We start from the raw sequence: 18,275 nt of genomic DNA, 5'->3' as shown, positions 1-18,275 counted from the left end.
GGTGAACAGGCGTGGTATTAAAAATAGAGAGGAAAGCCTTCGAAGCTCCCCTCTCTATTCAAACATGCTATCTATACTTTACTTCGTTACTGAAAAACCTTCATCTTCTTTCACCCGATCTGCATATTCATCAAGTAGAGCCCGAACCTCATCTGTGGATTCTGATTCCATCAGACGATTACGGAGCTCACTCGCTCCACGGAATCCGCGCACGTAGATCTTGAAGAAGCGGCGAAGCGGTTTGAACTGACGCGGCTCAAGTTCTTCAGAGTACTGGTCATGAAGATCAAGCTGGAGACGCAGAAGATCGAGAAGCTCCCCGCTTGTGTGCTCTTTCTTCTCTTTTTCAAAGGCGAATGGATTGTGGAAGATCCCACGTCCGATCATAATGCCGTCCACTCCATATTTCTCTGCGAGTTCCAGTCCCTTTTGACGGTCAGGGATGTCTCCGTTGATCGTCAGAAGGGTATGAGGAGCGATTTCGTCACGGAGCTTCTTGATCTCAGGAATCAGTTCCCAGTGAGCATCGACATCGCTCATTTCCTTTTTCGTACGGAGATGGATGGAAAGATTGACGATGTCCTGTTCCAAAAGATGCTTCAGCCAGTCGTACCATTCGTCGACCTTGGTATAGCCGAGGCGTGTCTTCACGCTGACGGGAAGGCCTCCCGCTTTCGCTGCCTGGATGAGCTCCGCTGCCGTATCCGGACGGCGGATCAGACCGGAGCCTTTCCCGTTGGCTGCGACATTATGCACCGGGCAGCCCATATTGATATCGATTCCTCGGAAGCCCATTTCAGCCATACCGATACTCATTTGACGGAAGTATTCAGGCTTGTCCCCCCAGATATGGGCGACGATCGGCTGTTCATCATCCGTGAACGTCAGACGCCCGCGTACGCTGTCCTTTCCTTTCGGATGACAGTAGCTTTCTGTATTTGTAAACTCTGTAAAAAACACATCTGGTCTTGCCGCTTCACTGACAACATGACGGAAAACCACATCGGTCACGGCTTCCATCGGTGCCAGAACAAAGAACGGCCGAGGTAACTCATGCCAAAAATTATCTTTCATACTCTATTTAAACCCTTTCCTTTAGGGAAACATGTTCCCAAAATTAAAAAGTAACATACTTCAGTTCTATCCAATCAGGATGGATTCCAACCAGTATATACTTTAATGGTAATAGGCAAAAAGTGCAAGGGAACGAGACGTTTTGATGTAAGGGAAATATTTGAAGTCTATCATGCATACCTAAGTGTCTTTCTCTTGTAGTCTTAAAGGTAACGTAGAAGATGGAATAATGAGAGCCGTTTCAAGAAATGTAAGTATATTCTGTAAAAAATTGTTATAATGTTTTTTGTAGAGGAGTGCAATATACGACAGTAAAGGGGAGCGGTCAATGTCTGATTACAATGAAAATCCATTAATCAAGAACGAAGACAAGAAACCAAAGATCAAAGTAGAGAGAAAAGAAGGGGAACCGACGGCGGCTTTTAAAGGAGCGAGCTGGGCGGCATTGGTGGTAGGTGTATCCGCTTATCTGATCGGCTTATTCAATGCCGGAATGGAGCTGAATGAAAAAGGGTATTACTTTGCCGTATTGGTATTCGGTCTTTACGCAGCTGTATCCCTGCAAAAAGCGGTTAGGGATAAGGAAGAGGATATTCCTGTTTCCGGTATCTACTACGGTCTCAGCTGGTTCGCCGTCATTGTCGCGATTGCCTTGATGGCCATCGGTCTTTATAATGCCGGAAGCATCATTTTAAGTGAAAAAGGGTTTTATGCCATGTCATTTGTGCTTAGTTTATTTGCGGCCATCACGATTCAGAAGAACATTCGTGATACGCAGGTGGCTAGAGATAAAGATTGATCATGAGGGGCAGTACTGATTGCAGTACTGCCCTTTGTCTTTCAATAAATGTAAAAATTTACATTTTGCCTAACTCCAATGAATGAAACTTTCCCTAATATATGTAAAAATACGCAATGAAATATATAATGACGCAATCCCACCCCAAATACAGCTCAACTAGCAGTAGAGAGGTGAACCATACCTCACACAGAGCTGAATAACCCCTATCTTTGCCTGATTAAAGCAGTAGAATGCGGTCAGATTGAATATTTTAGTATGAAATATTTCAAAATTATCTTTTTTTCATACACGTCCATAGTGTATGATACATAGTATAAAGCATATAGTGTACGACACACAGTATGAAACGAACTATGAGGTGAACATATGGATAAGTCACTGCTGACATCTTTGACGACGGAGCTGCGGAGGGGAACATTGACCCTGGCCGTATTGAGTCAATTGCGGACACCGCAGTATGGGTACTCTCTCGTCCAATTATTGGAGAAAAGCGGGATTTCAATGGAGCAGAGTACACTTTATCCGCTCCTGAGGCGTTTGGAGAAGCAGGAATTGGTCACAAGCAGCTGGGACCGGACGGAAAGCCGGCCGAGAAGGTATTACGTATTGAGTGAATATGGTGCCGAAATTTTGGCCCAGTTAAAGACGGAGTGGGAAAAAATGTACGGGGAATTGGCGATATTATTAAAGGAGGAAGAGGAATGATGAAGCTTGTTGAGCTTTATATTCAAGAAGTGATGCGAAGGCTGCCCGAGAAGAATCGGGAGGATATTGCCCTGGAATTGAAATCCTCGATTGAGGATATGTTGCCGGAGGATTATACAGAAGATGATGTGAGAGAGGTGCTGGTATCTCTCGGGGACCCTGCTGTTTTAGCTTCGAATTATCAAGACAGACCGATGCATCTGATCGGACCGAGATATTATGACCTTTACATCAGCCTTTTGAAAATAATCCTTCCGATTTCCGCAGCCATTACCTTCATCGTGTTAGCAGCATCCTCCATTTTGGACTATTCCGGGGGATCCAATCCCGTCGAGGTCGTCCTCTCCATTGCAGGAAACGGGATCGTAGAGGTCATCGGAACCGGAATGCAGGTCTTCTTTTGGCTCACCATCACGTTTGTCGTCATTGAAAGGACGGTTACTACTGACAGCCAGGTACCGCTCACTCTCAAAGGCAAGGAGTGGACGCCGGATGATTTAAAAGACATCCCCTATATCCCAAAAGAAAAACGTATTTCCAAATTGGAGATATTCGGCGGGTTGATTTGGACGGTCATTTGGTCAACTTGTTATTTTAAGGCTGCGAGTGTTCTGGGATTATATGAAAAGGGTGACAACGGCAGAGTGTTCACCCCCATCTTTGATCAGGATGTCCTTATCGGATACTGGCCGTTGGTTGTGTTCCTGATTGTCTTGGAACTTCTCCTGCTTCTAAGGAAATGGAAAGATGGTGTCTGGACAAGAAAGCTTGCTGCCATGAATGCAGTATTTCAGCTCATTCCCGTTGCGGCCTTTATGTTCATGTTCAGGAATATGGATGTATTGAACCCTGGATTTATGGATAGGATACAGACAATCTCCAACGAGTCCTTCAACTTCCATTGGCTATATCTCACCATCTCGGTTGCCCTATTGGTATCTGCGGTGATTAACAGTTACGAAGGATTTAAAAAAGCTTATAAATGACAAAAAGGTTCTGATCCGTTGATCAGAACCTTTTTTTACGCTTATGATGCCAATGTCCCCTGCTTTTGGTCCAAACGATAACTCAAGAATGTCAGCAGACTCGCACATATGGCCACAACACCACCGACGAGTGTCACATTCATCAATGGCCCTTGATGATAGACAAGGCCACCGAGTGCCGATCCCATGGCGATGCCGACATTACTTGCAACGGGCATCAGGGAAGCGGCAAGTCCCGTCGCTTTCGGCTGATACACACCTGCGAGGTCAATCAAGTAGAGCTGGGTTGATGTCGTCAGGAGGATGGCCATCAAGGACATCAAGCCAATGTTGATTAAACCGATAATGAAATGATCCGTCGTAAAGTACAGGGCGAACAGGACCAACGCCTGAATAAGGAAAACGAATCGAAGCCTCCCGATGGCATTGTGACTCGCAATCTTCCCAGCAAGGATGTTGCTGAAAATGGAAATGAAACCGTAGGCGAACAGGATCAAGCTGATGGAGCTGCCCGGGGCTTCCATCATGTTCAAAATGGGTACGAGATACGTAAACACAGCATAGGTCGCACCAAATCCAAGGGATGGAATGAAGAAAGCCATCAGGATGCGCGGATGGGTCAATAACGAGAATTGATCGCGCATGGAGCTGCGGTATTGACTGAGCTTACCCGGTAAATTCAAGAACGATGCCACAAAGGCCACCACACCAAGTAACGTTGTTAATAGAAATGTGCCGTGCCAGCTGTACCATTCGGCAATGACCGTGCCGATCGGTACTCCAACCACGTTGGCCATGGTGAATCCGCCGAAAACGAATGAGATGGCGACTCCTCGTTTCGTGACGGGAATGGCTTCACTGGCAATGGTCATGGCAAGGGAGATCAATACGCCTGTCACAATGGCCGTGAGCATTCGTAGAGCCATGAGCATGACGTAGCTTGTCGAAATCACACATAGGGCATTCAAAACGATGAATGATCCGATCAGAAACAACATCCATTTCCGTTTAGGAAAATGACTTGTTGCAGACATCACGATTGGGGTGGCGATGGCAAATGTAATGGCAAAAGCTGAAACGAGGGTTCCTGCCTTTGCATTCGTTATATGGAGACTTGAAGAAATCTCCGTTAAGATCCCGACGATGACAAATTCACTTGTCCCGAGAACAAATGTTAACAATGTAAGTGTAAAGATGAGAAACCAATGTTGTTTGGATAATGATGTTTCTTTCATAATTACCTCTTTTCTTAGTTGAATACCAATGGAATGAATGGGCAAACAATTTAATCATCATACCATAAAATATTTTTAAACAGGTAGCCCGCATGAAAAAAGGTAAAAACAAACATCTTGTCCATCTCTGTGTTATATCTCCGATGGTTTCAGGTTTGGTTACAGGTGTACAAAGCTTCTCGATGTTTCTAATATTTATGCTGGTCTTCGGGAAATCTAACAGTCTATGAATCTTTTTTTCAGGATTTCTAAATAGCTTCTCATACTTACCACATGGAATTTCTTCGAGAGTACCTTCCTGCATGTCTCTTGTATTGGCTTTATCCAATATTTCAGGCTCGCTTTAGGAAGTAGATCCTCCGACTCCACCTATCTTCTTTCATAGGGAAAAGACCAGGTTAATAGAGTCTGGTCTTCGGGTTTCTTCTTTAAAACTACTTTAAGGGACAAGATTGATCATCCTGCCCAGTCAAATATTGTCGTCGTAGACTGTTTATTTAACGGACGTTCATCGGGATATAGGGGATCCAGGCTGTCCGTCATAGGTTTCAGGTCACGATCCAGCGATTTGTTATCTATTGTCACAACCGCCCCTTTAGGAACGAAGTCAAATATCGCTTCAATGTCTGGATTCACAAGGCGGATACATCCATGTGACAAAGAATTTCCGATAGACGTTTCATCAAGGGTCCCGTGGATGGCGATATCCCCCATTCCAAGGGCAGCGGAACCGAACATGTCGGGATGTTCCCCGAATGGTTCCAGGACGCGGTTACGAATCGGAAAATGTCCTGTGGGAGTGGAGTCGTGCTTTCCGATCCCGATTGAGTGTGACGAGACAATGTACGGCGGAGCTTTGACAACGAGTGAAAATGTTCGTTTGTTGATGTCTACTTTTACGGGGGTGAAGGGAATAGGTGTAGAAACAGGGATATTTGGATAAAACATATCGGCCAGGGTCCCTGCTTCATGATTGTACACCCAACCACCCGCACCTGAAAAACGATTGGAAATTGCGTTTGAACCGGTTCTGAACTCGTTCGGAATAAAGCTCAGGTAATTATGAGGGTAATCTGAGACGAGTTGATCGAGGCTTTCTGGAGGAGACCCCTTGTCCTCCATATAGGACTGCAAGGCAGTTCGAACTAAATTGGCACCGATCAATTGAAGGGGATATGGATCGATTGCGGATGCTGCCTTGCTTTGATTAAAAAAACGTATATTCACCGGTTCGTTTAACGTTGAATTGTACTCTGCCCTTACGAAGGAACTTTCCCTAACGGAGTCGCTTTTTAACGGAAGGACTTTCAAGGATAGCTTTGGATCAGTCGTTTTAACACCATAAAGTAGAATGGTCTTGTTTTTTTCATTCTTGCCAATACGGATCGACTCGTCATGGAGGGATTGTTCGATTTCATCCTTTGGGGTGTCTATCGGGAAGTACATGACATAAGGAATTTCTTCTGTCTCGTACACGACATTTGTTCCGGTACTCCACACTTTTAGGCTGGATGAAATGGTACTGCTCAATGAAGGGAATAAAAATAACAGAATCAATAAACACACATTGATGAAAAGAAGCGTGCACAATATGATCTTTACATAAAGGGGAAGAATGGCTTTGTCTGGTTTCTGAACTTGTCCCATTTCCCCGCTGATTTGATCCTCAAGAAGCCTGCATGCCTGTTTGGCTTTAAAGTAGTAAGGGGAATATACCCCGCTTGCTGCCTGATAATGTTTATATGCCTTGACCAACAGACCTTTTTGCTCCATTTTTTGTCCCAGGAGATAATGGGCTTCCGGAGAAGAAGGGTCATGATAACGAAGAATCTTCTCGTGATACTGTTCATCGCTTTTAGATAGGTAAACATTCTTATGGATATGCAACAGATTCTTTTTTAGATGGCTGTCAAACCGTTCCATATTTCCCCTCCTCATTCTGGTTTGCCTCCATTCATTTATATTTTGGTGAATAGGAAAAAAGAACGTGAGCCAGGATGGTTTTATCTGTACAAATTTTCAGTAAATTGATATTATGTTAGAAAACATAACATTAATTTGTAAGGAGAGTTTACATGAAAATCCGTGATGAATTAAATCGGGAGTTGGATTTTGCTTGTGATGAACTTATAGATGTGCTGCAAGATATCAAGAATCATAGAGAGCAAGAGATCGATGAGCTGAAACAAAAAATCAGGAAATACGAAGAAAAAAAGCGGGCCGAAGAAACATTTTACCGTTCGTTATCTCCTGTCAGGAAGTTTTTTGCCAGTCGTCCCCCCAATCATCATCAGGCCGTGGAATATATGGTACATGTGAAGGATCGATTGAAACAAATTAATGGGATCAAGAACCGCATCAAGCAGATTGAAGGAATCATAGCTTCGTGCAGGGACCATTCCTCTGAAGAATTGGAAGTGTCCAGTGCGATGACGGAAGAGATACTTCAATACCGGAAAGGACAGGTTTAAGATGACGATTCAAACACTAAATGCTGGAATGGATACAATCTGGGTCGTCTTGACGGCAGCCATGATCATCTTGATGGAGGGTGGATTTGCCCTTTTAGAAGCAGGGTTTGTGAGGCATAAGAATAATGTCAATATCATCATGAAGGTCTTTGTCGACATCACGATCGGGGCCCTTTGCTTTTATTTCATTGGATTCGGTCTTATGTACGGAAGTGATGTTCTCGGGATGATCGGCACGAGCGGTTTCACGCTGAAGGGGGATCTGAGTCATCTGGACTTCACTATTTCTCTTGATACCTTCTGGTTGTTCCAGGCGGCGTTTGTCATTGCGGTCATTTCCATTGTGTCGGGAGCGGTTGCTGAGCGGATCAACTTCCGCGCCTATATTCTGTATGCTGTCCTGATGACGGCTTTCATTTATCCCATTGGCGGGCACTGGGTTTGGGGGAGCGGATGGCTTGGAAATCTTGGGATGATGGACTTCGCCGGATCTGCGGTCATCCATGCCCTCGGCGGGTTTTCCGCGTTGGCAGCGGCAATGTTCATCGGTCCACGTAAAGGGAAATACACATCACTTGGTACCAGCACCATTGCTCTTCCCAGTAATCTGCCCCTCGCTTCTGTCGGAGCATTCTTATTATGGTTTGGCTGGTTCGGCTTCAATGCCGGAAGTACGCTGAGCGCGACGGATGTGAAGATCGGTCATATTGCCGTGGTGACCATGCTTTCAGCTGCATCAGGGGGAGCTGCAACCCTTCTCTACACGTTATTCCGCTATAAACGGTCCGATGCCGCTGCCGTCATCAATGGTTCACTGGCAGGGCTGGTCGGAATCACCGCTGGTTGCGCGTTTGTCAGTGATGAGGCGGCAATTTTCATCGGAGCCGTAGCGGGACTTCTCATGCTGTTTGCTACAGAATGGCTGGATGCAAGGAAGATTGATGACCCGGTTGGAGCGTTTCCGGTTCACGGTGTTTCGGGAATATGGGGGACCATTGCGGTCGGTTTATTCTCAACAGATGGCGGCCTTTTCTCAAGCGGAAGCTGGGAGCTCTTGGGTGTCCAATTACTGGGCTTGATCGTCCTTTGTGTATGGGGCTTCGGCATGACTTGGCTGGGTCTTTCCCTTATCCGGTTATGGATACCTGTCCGTTCTACTGAAGAGGAAGAAGAAATGGGCCTCGACATCAGCTATCATGGGGTGATGGCGGCTTATCAGGAGCATGAATTTATTCGTTATGAGGATCAGTATGATGAAATTGAAAAGAAAGTTGACCGTGAATGATCTTTGGATTTAATCATATAATAGAGAACCAAAAAACAAAGCCAGCATTGGCTTTGTTTTTTGTTATGTCTGAATTACAGTTGCTGTAATTCAGATAAAAAATAGTTTCTATCGGACTCTTTTTCAATATCTTTGGCAGATTGGTCAGCTAATCGACGATATTTTTTCTGTAATTCAAGATTATTTCCAATGCTATGTGCCCTGGCAATCGCTTCATAGGCGAATGCCAAATCGAAGTCGCGGATATTATTTTCCTTACAGAAATTAAGACTAACGGTTGCGTGATACAGTGCACTCTCAAACATACCAAGAAGAGAGTATACCCTCGATATTTGCCATTCTCCTCTGGCAAACTCGACAGGAGTCCCTACTTCTCCCCAATGAAATCGTGAGGCATGAGCGGTATGAATCATTCTGAGATCATCATCTTGAGATCGGTCCGTTTTCTTAATCAAATCCCAGCAGTCATTGAAGTTTTCAATTGCTTGCTTCTTATGCCATTCTCGTTTGGTACATATTGAATTTTCCATATCGGTTCTCCTTACGTGAGTATTGAGTGGGAAGTGGTTAAACTCACTACAATCACTCATTCGCCATCAATTACTTCTTCTCCTTCCCATGAGATGGACAGGGTTTTTAGAACGTATGGTATGCCTTTAGATTTACCTCTTTTTTTAATCCTTTCAAAAATAGAAAGGTCATCGTCTGTTTATTTTTGGGAAATGTGTTCATGACAGGTTTTGTCATTTGTTTAATGTGATATTTTAATAGAATACCAGGCAAATGATCTATAAAAGGGGGCGGCAATGATGTTTTTTAAGAAGAAGCCAAAGGAAAAAGAAGCGGATTACTGCGTAGCCATTTTTGTCGACGAACAAACGGAAGAGGGAGTATACGAAAGACTTACCGATCAGCTTTTGTATGAAGTAGATAACATCGGGGTGATTTCTGAAGCGACGTTATCTGACGAAATGATCGAGCCTTTACACGAAATATTCCCGGATGCTGAAGTCAAAGCAGTCAGCTTTGCCGTTCTGAAAATTGACAGGGAAAGGATTCAGGAAGAAACAAAGAAAATGGAAAGCAAGTATAAATGGAGGAAGTTCTTTAATACTATCCCCATTACGGAATATTTAAAAGTAGAAGATGAGGCGATGTATGATTTTCGAACCACCCTTCTGTATACTCATCATATTGAAGATGTGATTGAATATATGAAGGGGATTGAAATGGCTGAAGAGCATGATGAAGGGCATAATATTCACCCAAAAGGATAAACTATCCCTGTTGCAGGGAGGTGTACAAAAATGCCAAATCAAAACGATAACAAATTCAAAAAAATCCAGTCTGAGAGTTTCAAGCAAGGGAAATCCCAGGAAGAATATGCAGCAGAGCTGCAAATGAATAAAGAAAAAAGCCAAAAAAGGCAGTAGTCCCGAACTACATAAAAGAGCCGTCCCAATAACAGGGACGGCTCTTTCCATTATAGTGATGCTTTGATCACTTTTTTATAATACAGCACCGATAAAATACCGAAGATTGAATACAACACCGTATATAACACCATCACGATGATCATCGGCGTCCAGACTTCGGCCCCGAACAGGAACCATCCGGACTGGACCGCGAAGTAGCTGTGCAGAAGTCCGATGAGGAGAGGGATCCCGAAGCTGAATAACTGTTTGGCTTGAATGCCTCTCAACAAGTCGCCTTGAGTGAAACCTAACTTTCTTAAAATCGTATAGTTCGGCTTCTCATCTTCACTTTCATCCATCTGTTTAAAGTACAGGATGCAGCCTGATGTGATCAGGAAGGTGAGGCCAAGGAATCCGACGATGAACATAGTGAGTCCCATGCTTTGTTTTTGATCAGCTTTCATGTCGTATTGTGATGCGTTCCCCCATCTTTCCACAAGATTTAAATCGTGAAAGAGCTTGTTAGCTTGCGTTAAGTCGTTCTCCTTCTCGATGATCACACCGATATGAAGGGAGGATTCTCTCTGGATTTCTGGATCCAGATCTTTTTTTAGCTGTTGGAAAACATGGTCATCGACAATGACCGCAGATGAACCAAATCCTGTATACCACGCTGAGATCGGGTATTCATCCAGCATTCCCATGTATTCTAGCTTTATGTTCTTCGTTTTTCCTTTCAGCTCTGTCATGCCGGAATCCTTTAGTGGCATCAGCTTTTGAAGTAAGTCGCTATAGCCTGTAAAGACTGTTTCGTCTTCTTTTACGTCAATCCCTTCTACACTTTTTTCACTGATGACAGCAGTAGGCATGGCGTCCAGTGAACCGTTCAGTTCACCGAATTCAGAGTCCGTAATGTCTTCCAGGTTGACGAGAACTCTGATGACTTCGATTTCCTCTTTTTTGAATTCAATCCCTTTATTCAAAAGGGCGTCTTTAAAATCATTGAAGTCTTGTTTGTTTATTAAAGTAAAGTCCGCCGGTACATTGTTCTCAGCGGTTTTCTCAGCTGAGTAATACCCAATATAACTCAAAGACAATAAAGCAATAGCGAGAGCGGATACAGTGGTGATGATTGTCAAAAGCAATGCGTTGGATTTCATCCGGAACATGATAGATGAAAGAGACAGAACCTCGTTAATGTTCAGGTAACCATCCTTCTTCTTACGAATCACATTGAAAATAAAGCTGACGGACCCTTTATAAAATAAATAGGTACCCAGAATCACCGAGCCGAGTATAAAGAGCATGGCACCATAAAGCTCTGGCATGGTCGAGAAGTCGCCGCCAAACAATTTGGAAGAGACATAATATCCGGAAGCAATCAATAGGATACCGAAAATCCCAATGACGATTTCGAACTTGGACATCTTTTGCACCTTCGTTTCCGTTGAAGAACGGACTCTGAATAGGGATAAGATGCTTTGTCTTTTAATGAACACAACGTTCATCAACATGATCAACAGGTAAATCGCACAGAACACGATAATGGTCTGGATGAGTGCTTTGGTTGAGAAATGCAGTGTGGCAATCGCATTAACACCGGTTATATTGAATAAAATCATGATGATTAACTTGGAGAAGGAAAACCCGATCAGGATACCAAGTATCAAAGAACCGAAATAAAGGATGAAATTCTCCACGCTTAAAATGCGGAAGATTTTGTTCTTTGTCATACCGATTAACTGAAACAACCCAATTTCTTTACTTCTTCTCTTGATGAAAAGGGTATTGGCATATAAAAGGAAAATCGAGACGATAGCGACCAACAGAACAGATGCTGCCCTTACTGCAGCCCCGCCTTTAATGGTTCCCTTCGTTGCATCCATGGATGGATCGTATTGCAGGGTCACGAATGCGAAATACAGGGCGACACTAAATACGAGGGCAAATACATACAGGTAATAATTCTTAAGGTTCTTCTTCAGATTCCTGAAGATCAGGGTATTAAGATTCATTCTGCACACCACCGAGTACGCCTTGTGTTTTCATGATGTCACGGAAGAAATGCTGTCTCTCCTGGTCCCCTTTTGTTAACTGAGTATAGATCTGCCCGTCTTTAATGAAGACAACGCGGCTGCAGTAGCTGGCCGCAACGGGATCATGTGTAACCATGACGATTGTCGCCTTCAGCTTTTGATTGAGGTCGCTCAGCTTGTTCAGGAGATCAGAGGCTGATTTCGAGTCCAGGGCACCTGTCGGTTCATCCGCGAATATGATGCTTGGCTCATGGATGAAGGCACGGGCTGCGGATGTCCTCTGTTTCTGACCGCCTGATATCTCGTTTGGATATTTATCTCTTAGCTCAAGAATTCCCAGCTCTGAAGCAAGGTCATTGAATTTCTGGTCAGCTTCTTTTTTAGGGGTCTTCGTGATGGATAAAGGCAGTAGGATATTTTCTTTCACAGTCAGGGTATCGAGGAGATTATAATCCTGAAAGATGAATCCCAGATGGTTTTTCCTGAACTGTGCGAGCTGTTTTTCTTTCATGGTCGTCATTTCACTACTCTCGATCTTAATCGACCCTTCACTCACTTTATCTATAGAGGAAAGAACATTTAGGAGGGTGGTCTTACCGGAACCTGACGCCCCCATGATACTGACGAATTCCCCTTTTTGGATCGAGAGGTCGATTCCTTTTAACACTTCCTGCTTATTAAATTTATTTCCATAGCTTTTATGAAGTTTGCTTGCTTCTAATATGGTCATTCCGAAAACTCCTTTGATTTGATACCTTTATTATAAAAAGCAGGAAGTTTCTTTTCCTTTTATTGTTCGAACAAAATAGAAAAGCATGTGACATTTTTGTCACACGCCGGTAAGTTGGACGAAATCATTTTTCTCTGGGAAGGTGAGGGTGACCGTGGTACCTTCTCCCCGTTTGGAATCGAGCCCCACAGAAATAAGTAAAGGTTCTGAAACCCGTTTGGTTAAATATAACCCCATTCCGGTAGAAGCATGATCATGATGGTCGAGGGTCGAGGTGAAGCCTTTGTCAAAGATCCTGGGCATATCCCGAGGGTCGATCCCCCTGCCTGAATCCTGAATGGTGAGTGTCACTTTTCCATCCCGCAGTTCACTTGCTATGACAATGTCCGATGCCGTGCTGTATTTAACGGCATTGGTCAGAAGCTGCCTGATCATGAATGCGAGCCATTTCGCATCACTGAGCACGTTCGTGACACCCAGTTGAAGATCAAACCCGATCCCTTTTTGAATGCACCAGGATTGCAGCGTTTTTATTTCCTGAAAAATAACGCCCTCGAGATCCGTCTCCTCTATGTATAAATCATTCTCCATGAACGTCATCCGTTTCTGATGAAGCTGTTGATCCAATAAAAGGTGTATCCGGAGCCATTCATATTTTAATGGAGACCTTAAAGTCTCATCCTGCACGCGCTCAATCATCAGATGCAACGCCGTCAGCGGGGTCTTCACTTCATGAATCCAGGACAGCAGGTCATCCTTTTCCTGTTCGATCATCACTCGATTCTCGGAAGCAGCCTGTCTAAGGAGGGAAGCCTGCTCAGACAAACTATCCGAGACGATTTCTTCAAATGGGGAATCCGGGGCATCCACCCCTGTCAAATGGAGGTTATGGTCCCAATCTTTCAGGCGTTTGAAGAAACGGGTTTCCTTCTGGTACCGGATGAAAACAAACACGGTGAAAAAGAGCAGGGAAAGAAACACCATATAAAGGATCGGCTGTAAGGGAATGGCCGTATCGATAAAGGCGATAAAGATCCAGAATAGATGAAGAATCAATACGAACGATATCCAGCTTATCCGCTCCCATATGTATGTACGGATCATGGTGAATCCTCTTCAATGGCCATATACCCCTGGCCGACTTTCGTTTCAATGAAGCGGCCCAATCCGATTTCTTCAAGACGTTTCCTGAGGCGGTTCACATTGACGGTCAACGTGTTATCACTGATGAATCGTTTGTCATCCCACAGGCTGTTGATAAGGTCGTCCCTCTTCACAATCTTATTCTTTTGATCAATGAGAAGCTTTAAGATGTACATTTCATTCTTCGTCAGTTCAACGGATCCCGATTCATTGGACACCGTGTTCCGTTCGAAATCAACGGTTGCCCCGGACCATGTCTTGATGCTGACCTGCTCTGTATTGTAGTTGTACACCCTCCTCAGGGTCGCCTGAACCTTTGCGATGAGCACATCGAAATGAAAGGGCTTCTGGATGAAATCATCCGCCCCAAGCTGCATGGACATGACCATATCCGTCGGATGATCGCGGGAGGACAGGAACAGAATCGGCACATTGGAATGAGTGCGGATCATCCGGCACCAGTGAAAACCGTCATATTTAGGCAGTTGAATATCGATGATGACAAGATCCGGCTTCACGTCGGCGAACTCCTGCATCACATGATTAAAGTCGGTGACGCCATATACTTCGTATGACCACTGTGAGAGCCTCTCCTTGATTTCGTTGAACAGGGAAATATCATCTTCGATTAGTAATAATTTCAATTCAGTCACCACACAATCTTGCTGTTTACATAAATTGTATAGGAAATCGCGTGTGTTTGCCATATGACATAAGAAAGGGACACTAACATTTAGAAAAATATAGATTTTTTTACAAAAGTTGGGTATTTAATTTCTAAAAGCAATTGACCAGATTGCATAAGAAAGGAATTAGATCATGAAGAATCTTCTTGGGTTAGCAGTCATATCAGGCGTTCTGTTAAGTGGATGTGGTGATGTGCAGATTTCAATTAACAAAGATGATGGATCAGACAAAGTAGAGGACACTGACAAGAAGAAGGATAGTGATAAGGTGGAGCTGGTCAGTGATGAAATGGATAATGAAAAGATGTCGGATACCGAAAAGCAGGAAGCGATTCTTCAATTCATCAATGAAGATATCAAGAAGGTGGCAGAATATGAAGTCGCCGCTATTCAGTCCCTGGCGACTGTCTCGGGTGTTAATTATATCGATGATCCAACCCTTTATAAGGAGCTGACCACGACCACCATTCCTGCCTATGAGAAAGCGTTGGAAGAAGCGAAGGGTATTGAGGCGGGAACTCCTGAGCTTGAAGAAATGAAGAACAGGATTGTGACAGCGACCCAGACTTTTTATGATGCTCTTATTCTCGAGAAGAAGGCGATTAAAGACCAGGATGAAGGCCTGATCGAAGAATCCAATGCAAAAGTCGATGAGTATTACAGGCTTGTGGAAGCGTATCATGCGGATATGAAGCTCCTTGCAGAGGAGTATGATGTAACGTATGAGGTGGATGAACAGAATGTTGAAACAGATAGCTTGTGATCTCCCATTTGAAAGAAAGTGGATTCCGTCTTTTTAACGGTTTCCTCTTTCCTTTTTTAGCTCCTCATTTCGCTCACCAACGCCTGTGTATTCCCTTCCGTATCCATAAAGAACACCATCCAGGTTTCCGTGTCATCCATCTTTGCAACTAGATGAGGCTCGTCCACGAATGAAACTCCTTTTTCCTTCAATTCTTTGTAACTGACATGGATATCTTTCACATGCAATTTACTCCCGAATGCGTCATGTCTACTATTATACAAAATATTGGAAACAGTTATCCATGCAATTTTATTGACTGATGAAGTTCATTTATACATAATACGTTTATATGATTAAACATTTAAACTTTATATAGGAGGATGTATATGAAAGCTATGACGATAAAGAAGTATGGAAAGAACACTCATTTAGAGCTGACGGAGCTTTCTGTTCCTGAAGTGGGAGAATATGATGTTTTAGTGGAGGTTCACGCAGCTAGTCTGAATCCGATCGACTTCAAGATCAGGGATGGAAAGGTGAAAATGCTGTTGAGCTATAAGATGCCGCTGATTCTGGGGAATGATTTCTCAGGGAAAGTCATTCAAACGGGCGCAAAAGTAAGTAAGTTTCAGGTGGGGGATGAAGTGTACGGCAGACCGCGGAAGAAGAGGATCGGCACGTTCGCTGAATATCTTTCTGTTCATGAAGACGATGTGTCGCTGAAACCTGACAGCTTGACGTTTGTAGAGGCAGCTTCCCTTCCACTGGTAGGTCTGACCACATGGCAGGCATTTCATGATATTCTCGAACTTAAACCAAATCAGAAAATCCTTATCCATGCAGGTGCTGGGGGAGTCGGTACATTTGCCATTCAGCTTGCGAAGGAAATGGGAGCGTATGTAGCGACTACGGCAAGTGAAAAAGGGCACGACTTAGTTTCATCCCTTGGAGCGGATCAGGTAATCAATTATAGGGAACAACCATTTGAGGAAGTTCTAAAGGGATTCGATGCGGTATTTGATACGCTCGGAGGAGAATCCTTGAACCGTTCGTTCCGGGTAGTGAAACCACACGGTAAAATCGTGTCGGTTTCGGCAGTGCCAAACGGGAGATTCGCTGTAGAAAACAACTTGGGTTTACTGAAACGCATCGTATTCTCTATTGTGAGCAGAAAGATAACCGCTCTTGAACAGAAGTTTAACGTAGACTATCACTTCTTGTTTATGAAACCGAGCGGGGAACAGCTGAGTAAAATCAAAGATCTTGTGGAAAAAGGGAGAATACGACCTGTGGTGGATAGAGTTTACCCCCTTGAGGATGCTCAGGAGGCCATACAGTACGTCGAAACGGGCAGAGCTAAGGGTAAGGTAGTGTTAGAGGTGAAAAAGCCCTTGTAACCGTTTTTGATGAAGTAAGGCCTGACGATACCGTCAGGCCTTTTCCTTAGTGTTTTTCCTCCCGGCGCATTTCGAATACCTTTTTCGCAACGGTCAAGGCATTAAGGACACGTGGGAAACCGGTATAAGGAATTAAATGTGTAATGCTCTCAACGATTTCTTCTTCTGTTAATCCCGCAGTCAACCCTGTATTGATATGAAGTTCAAGCTGAGGCTCCGTCCCTTGTGTCACGAGGGATGAAATGGTCACGATGGCTCGTTGCTTGTTCGTCAATCCAGAACGGGAATAGATATCACCGTAAGCAAATTCAATGATGTATTTTCCTACATCGGGAGCGATATCCTCTAACGCTTCTGAAATCTTCAGATGGGTTGAAATATCCTTATTCTCTGTCAGTGTGTATTCCATCAGTTTATCTAATCCGTGTTGATATCTGCTTTCATTCATCTTTTATACCTCCTGAAAATGTTCTACAGGTATACTATATCGCTGCATAAAATATGCGTAAAATACATATTATTCATTTTATATATGCAATAGTGTTATGGGTTTATCGTGGATCCAGCATTTTCTTGAACTCCCGTACAGCATAGGATTCGTATCTCCCTTTTTTAGTGATGAGCCCCAAATTCCATGGAACGGTTGGGTTTATAATGGGGATGGCTTTCACGACGTGCTGATCGACTTTTTTGGAGATGGATTGAGGAAAGATGGAAATACCGAGGTTTTGTCCGATCATTTCCCCAATAAAGTCCCACTGAGAGCTCTCATAGGCGATCCTGGGATAGAAGCCCGCTTTTCTGCATTCATCGATGATTTTGTCGTGAAGCGCAAAATCTTCACTGAAGAGGATGAAATCCTCATCATGTAATTCCTTCATTTCCACCGACTCTTTTCCTGCTAATGGGTGAGAGTGGTGGACAAATAACATATGCTTTTCGGAAAGGAAAGGGACAACATCAAACTGTTCTTCATCCATCGGTAGTACTACTACCCCAAGGTCGAGCATTCCTCCTCCCACCTCTTCTTCCACCTTATTTGCCCCATATTCATTTAGCTGTATTTGTACGTCCGGATACAACGTTTTAAATTTTTTTATGATGCTAGGAAAGAACAAAAATCCGATTAAAGGTGGAATCCCTATTTTGATTTTGCCTTTTTTTAAATTCATCAAATCATATAGGTGAGTGGATAAATGATCTAGAGACTCAAGGATCACCTGACCCTGCTCATAGACGATTTCACCTGCTTCCGTCAGTTCGATTTGACGGGCAGAACGGTCGATCAGTTCCATATCTAATTCATCTTCAAGGCTCCGGACCATTTTGCTGAGTGTAGGCTGTGATAAATGCAGCACATTTGAAGCCTTCGTGAAACTTTTATATTTCGCTACTTCATTAAAGTAAGTAAGCTGGCGTATATCCAATGGAATCTCTCCCTTTTAATCTATAACTTTTTTGCATGGTAAATATAGTTTAAATTCATTTTACTTATTAATACGAGAGGAGTAAACTTTCATACGTCAAAAATTTTTACTATTTAAACGTTGGAAGAGGGGAGCGAA

The 18,275-nt window shown here is 43.7% G+C and carries 19 protein-coding genes and 1 pseudogene; 9 read left to right on the top strand and 11 right to left on the bottom strand.

The annotated features are described in order from the left end of the window. Window positions 1-78: 78 nt before the first annotated feature. Window positions 79-1,074, bottom strand: a complete 996-nt coding sequence (locus KYJ26_RS01140; protein ID WP_219165540.1) for a tRNA dihydrouridine synthase — start codon at window positions 1,072-1,074, stop codon at window positions 79-81. Window positions 1,075-1,402: 328 nt separating this feature from the next. Between KYJ26_RS01140 and yiaA the strand changes: the two genes are divergently transcribed. The 3 genes from yiaA to KYJ26_RS01125 all read left to right on the top strand — a co-directional run bounded on the left by yiaA (window position 1,403) and on the right by KYJ26_RS01125 (window position 3,567). After that, window positions 1,403-1,873, top strand: coding sequence for an inner membrane protein YiaA (gene yiaA, locus KYJ26_RS01135; protein WP_219165539.1), 471 nt, complete (start codon window positions 1,403-1,405; stop codon window positions 1,871-1,873). A gap of 369 nt (window positions 1,874-2,242) precedes the next feature. Beyond that, window positions 2,243-2,581: a PadR family transcriptional regulator gene (locus tag KYJ26_RS01130; protein ID WP_219165538.1), complete on the top strand. Its 339-nt coding sequence runs from the start codon at window positions 2,243-2,245 to the stop codon at window positions 2,579-2,581. Next, window positions 2,581-3,567: an HAAS signaling domain-containing protein gene (locus tag KYJ26_RS01125; RefSeq protein ID WP_219165582.1), complete on the top strand. Its 987-nt coding sequence runs from the start codon at window positions 2,581-2,583 to the stop codon at window positions 3,565-3,567. Before KYJ26_RS01130 ends, KYJ26_RS01125 begins: the two co-directional genes overlap by 1 nt. A 41-nt stretch (window positions 3,568-3,608) precedes the next feature. On the opposite strand, the gene KYJ26_RS01120 is transcribed toward KYJ26_RS01125, so the two are convergent. Then, on the bottom strand, window positions 3,609-4,802 hold the full coding sequence (locus KYJ26_RS01120; RefSeq protein WP_219165537.1) for an MFS transporter: 1,194 nt from the start codon (window positions 4,800-4,802) through the stop codon (window positions 3,609-3,611). Between the two features lie 456 nt (window positions 4,803-5,258). Further along, entirely contained in the window at window positions 5,259-6,725 is a 1,467-nt protein-coding gene (locus tag KYJ26_RS01115) for a L,D-transpeptidase (protein ID WP_219165536.1), read from the bottom strand. A 152-nt stretch (window positions 6,726-6,877) separates the two neighbouring features. Here KYJ26_RS01115 and KYJ26_RS01110 point away from each other — a divergent pair, with 152 nt between their 5' ends. Together KYJ26_RS01110 and KYJ26_RS01105 are read left to right on the top strand one after the other, a co-directional pair. Continuing rightward, window positions 6,878-7,273, top strand: coding sequence for a hypothetical protein (locus KYJ26_RS01110; RefSeq protein WP_219165535.1), 396 nt, complete (start codon window positions 6,878-6,880; stop codon window positions 7,271-7,273). A 1-nt stretch (window position 7,274) separates the two neighbouring features. Next, the gene (locus tag KYJ26_RS01105; RefSeq protein ID WP_219165534.1) at window positions 7,275-8,558 is read left to right on the top strand and encodes an ammonium transporter; all 1,284 of its coding nucleotides are present in this window, start codon (window positions 7,275-7,277) and stop codon (window positions 8,556-8,558) included. A 74-nt stretch (window positions 8,559-8,632) separates the two neighbouring features. On the opposite strand, the gene KYJ26_RS01100 is transcribed toward KYJ26_RS01105, so the two are convergent. Then, on the bottom strand, window positions 8,633-9,088 hold the full coding sequence (locus KYJ26_RS01100; RefSeq protein ID WP_219165533.1) for a hypothetical protein: 456 nt from the start codon (window positions 9,086-9,088) through the stop codon (window positions 8,633-8,635). A 276-nt stretch (window positions 9,089-9,364) separates the two neighbouring features. Here KYJ26_RS01100 and KYJ26_RS01095 point away from each other — a divergent pair, with 276 nt between their 5' ends. Both KYJ26_RS01095 and KYJ26_RS23840 read left to right on the top strand, forming a co-directional pair. Next, window positions 9,365-9,835: a hypothetical protein gene (locus KYJ26_RS01095; protein WP_219165532.1), complete on the top strand. Its 471-nt coding sequence runs from the start codon at window positions 9,365-9,367 to the stop codon at window positions 9,833-9,835. Between the two features lie 30 nt (window positions 9,836-9,865). After that, on the top strand, window positions 9,866-9,991 hold the full coding sequence (locus tag KYJ26_RS23840) for a hypothetical protein (RefSeq protein WP_257474827.1): 126 nt from the start codon (window positions 9,866-9,868) through the stop codon (window positions 9,989-9,991). Window positions 9,992-10,041: 50 nt separating this feature from the next. Here KYJ26_RS23840 and KYJ26_RS01090 read toward each other — a convergent pair whose 3' ends face one another. The 4 genes from KYJ26_RS01090 to KYJ26_RS01075 form a co-directional block, all read right to left on the bottom strand. Continuing rightward, entirely contained in the window at window positions 10,042-11,988 is a 1,947-nt protein-coding gene (locus KYJ26_RS01090) for an FtsX-like permease family protein (protein WP_219165531.1), read from the bottom strand. After that, on the bottom strand, window positions 11,978-12,739 hold the full coding sequence (locus tag KYJ26_RS01085) for an ABC transporter ATP-binding protein (protein ID WP_219165530.1): 762 nt from the start codon (window positions 12,737-12,739) through the stop codon (window positions 11,978-11,980). Before KYJ26_RS01085 ends, KYJ26_RS01090 begins: the two co-directional genes overlap by 11 nt. A gap of 99 nt (window positions 12,740-12,838) precedes the next feature. Continuing rightward, window positions 12,839-13,843, bottom strand: a complete 1,005-nt coding sequence (locus tag KYJ26_RS01080) for a sensor histidine kinase (protein ID WP_219165529.1) — start codon at window positions 13,841-13,843, stop codon at window positions 12,839-12,841. Further along, window positions 13,840-14,535, bottom strand: a complete 696-nt coding sequence (locus KYJ26_RS01075; RefSeq protein WP_308807535.1) for a response regulator transcription factor — start codon at window positions 14,533-14,535, stop codon at window positions 13,840-13,842. The genes KYJ26_RS01080 and KYJ26_RS01075 overlap by 4 nt, the downstream gene beginning before the upstream one ends. A 166-nt stretch (window positions 14,536-14,701) precedes the next feature. On the opposite strand from KYJ26_RS01075, the gene KYJ26_RS01070 reads away from it, so the two are divergent. Beyond that, complete coding sequence (locus KYJ26_RS01070; protein ID WP_219165527.1) at window positions 14,702-15,331, top strand: hypothetical protein; 630 nt, start codon at window positions 14,702-14,704, stop codon at window positions 15,329-15,331. Between the two features lie 56 nt (window positions 15,332-15,387). Here the strand turns inward: KYJ26_RS01070 and KYJ26_RS01065 are convergent. Next, a pseudogene (locus KYJ26_RS01065) lies at window positions 15,388-15,516 on the bottom strand (VOC family protein); the annotation flags it as partial. A gap of 183 nt (window positions 15,517-15,699) precedes the next feature. On the opposite strand from KYJ26_RS01065, the gene KYJ26_RS01060 reads away from it, so the two are divergent. Further along, a complete protein-coding gene (locus KYJ26_RS01060) occupies window positions 15,700-16,710 on the top strand; it encodes an NADP-dependent oxidoreductase (RefSeq protein WP_219165525.1) in 1,011 nt (336 codons plus the stop codon). 46 nt (window positions 16,711-16,756) lie between these two features. Here the strand turns inward: KYJ26_RS01060 and KYJ26_RS01055 are convergent, their stop codons facing one another. Then, window positions 16,757-17,158 (bottom strand): carboxymuconolactone decarboxylase family protein, encoded by a 402-nt coding sequence (locus tag KYJ26_RS01055; protein ID WP_219165524.1) that lies wholly within the window; start codon window positions 17,156-17,158, stop codon window positions 16,757-16,759. Window positions 17,159-17,261: 103 nt separating this feature from the next. After that, on the bottom strand, window positions 17,262-18,137 hold the full coding sequence (locus tag KYJ26_RS01050) for a LysR family transcriptional regulator (RefSeq protein ID WP_219165523.1): 876 nt from the start codon (window positions 18,135-18,137) through the stop codon (window positions 17,262-17,264). Window positions 18,138-18,275: the final 138 nt, after the last annotated feature.

Origin of the sequence: Rossellomorea orangium, from assembly GCF_019334305.1 — a bacterium.
Taxonomy (GTDB): Bacteria; Bacillota; Bacilli; order Bacillales; family Bacillaceae_B; genus Rossellomorea.
Note: the sequence above shows the minus strand (reverse complement) of the source record. Positions and strands in the feature narration are given on the sequence as shown.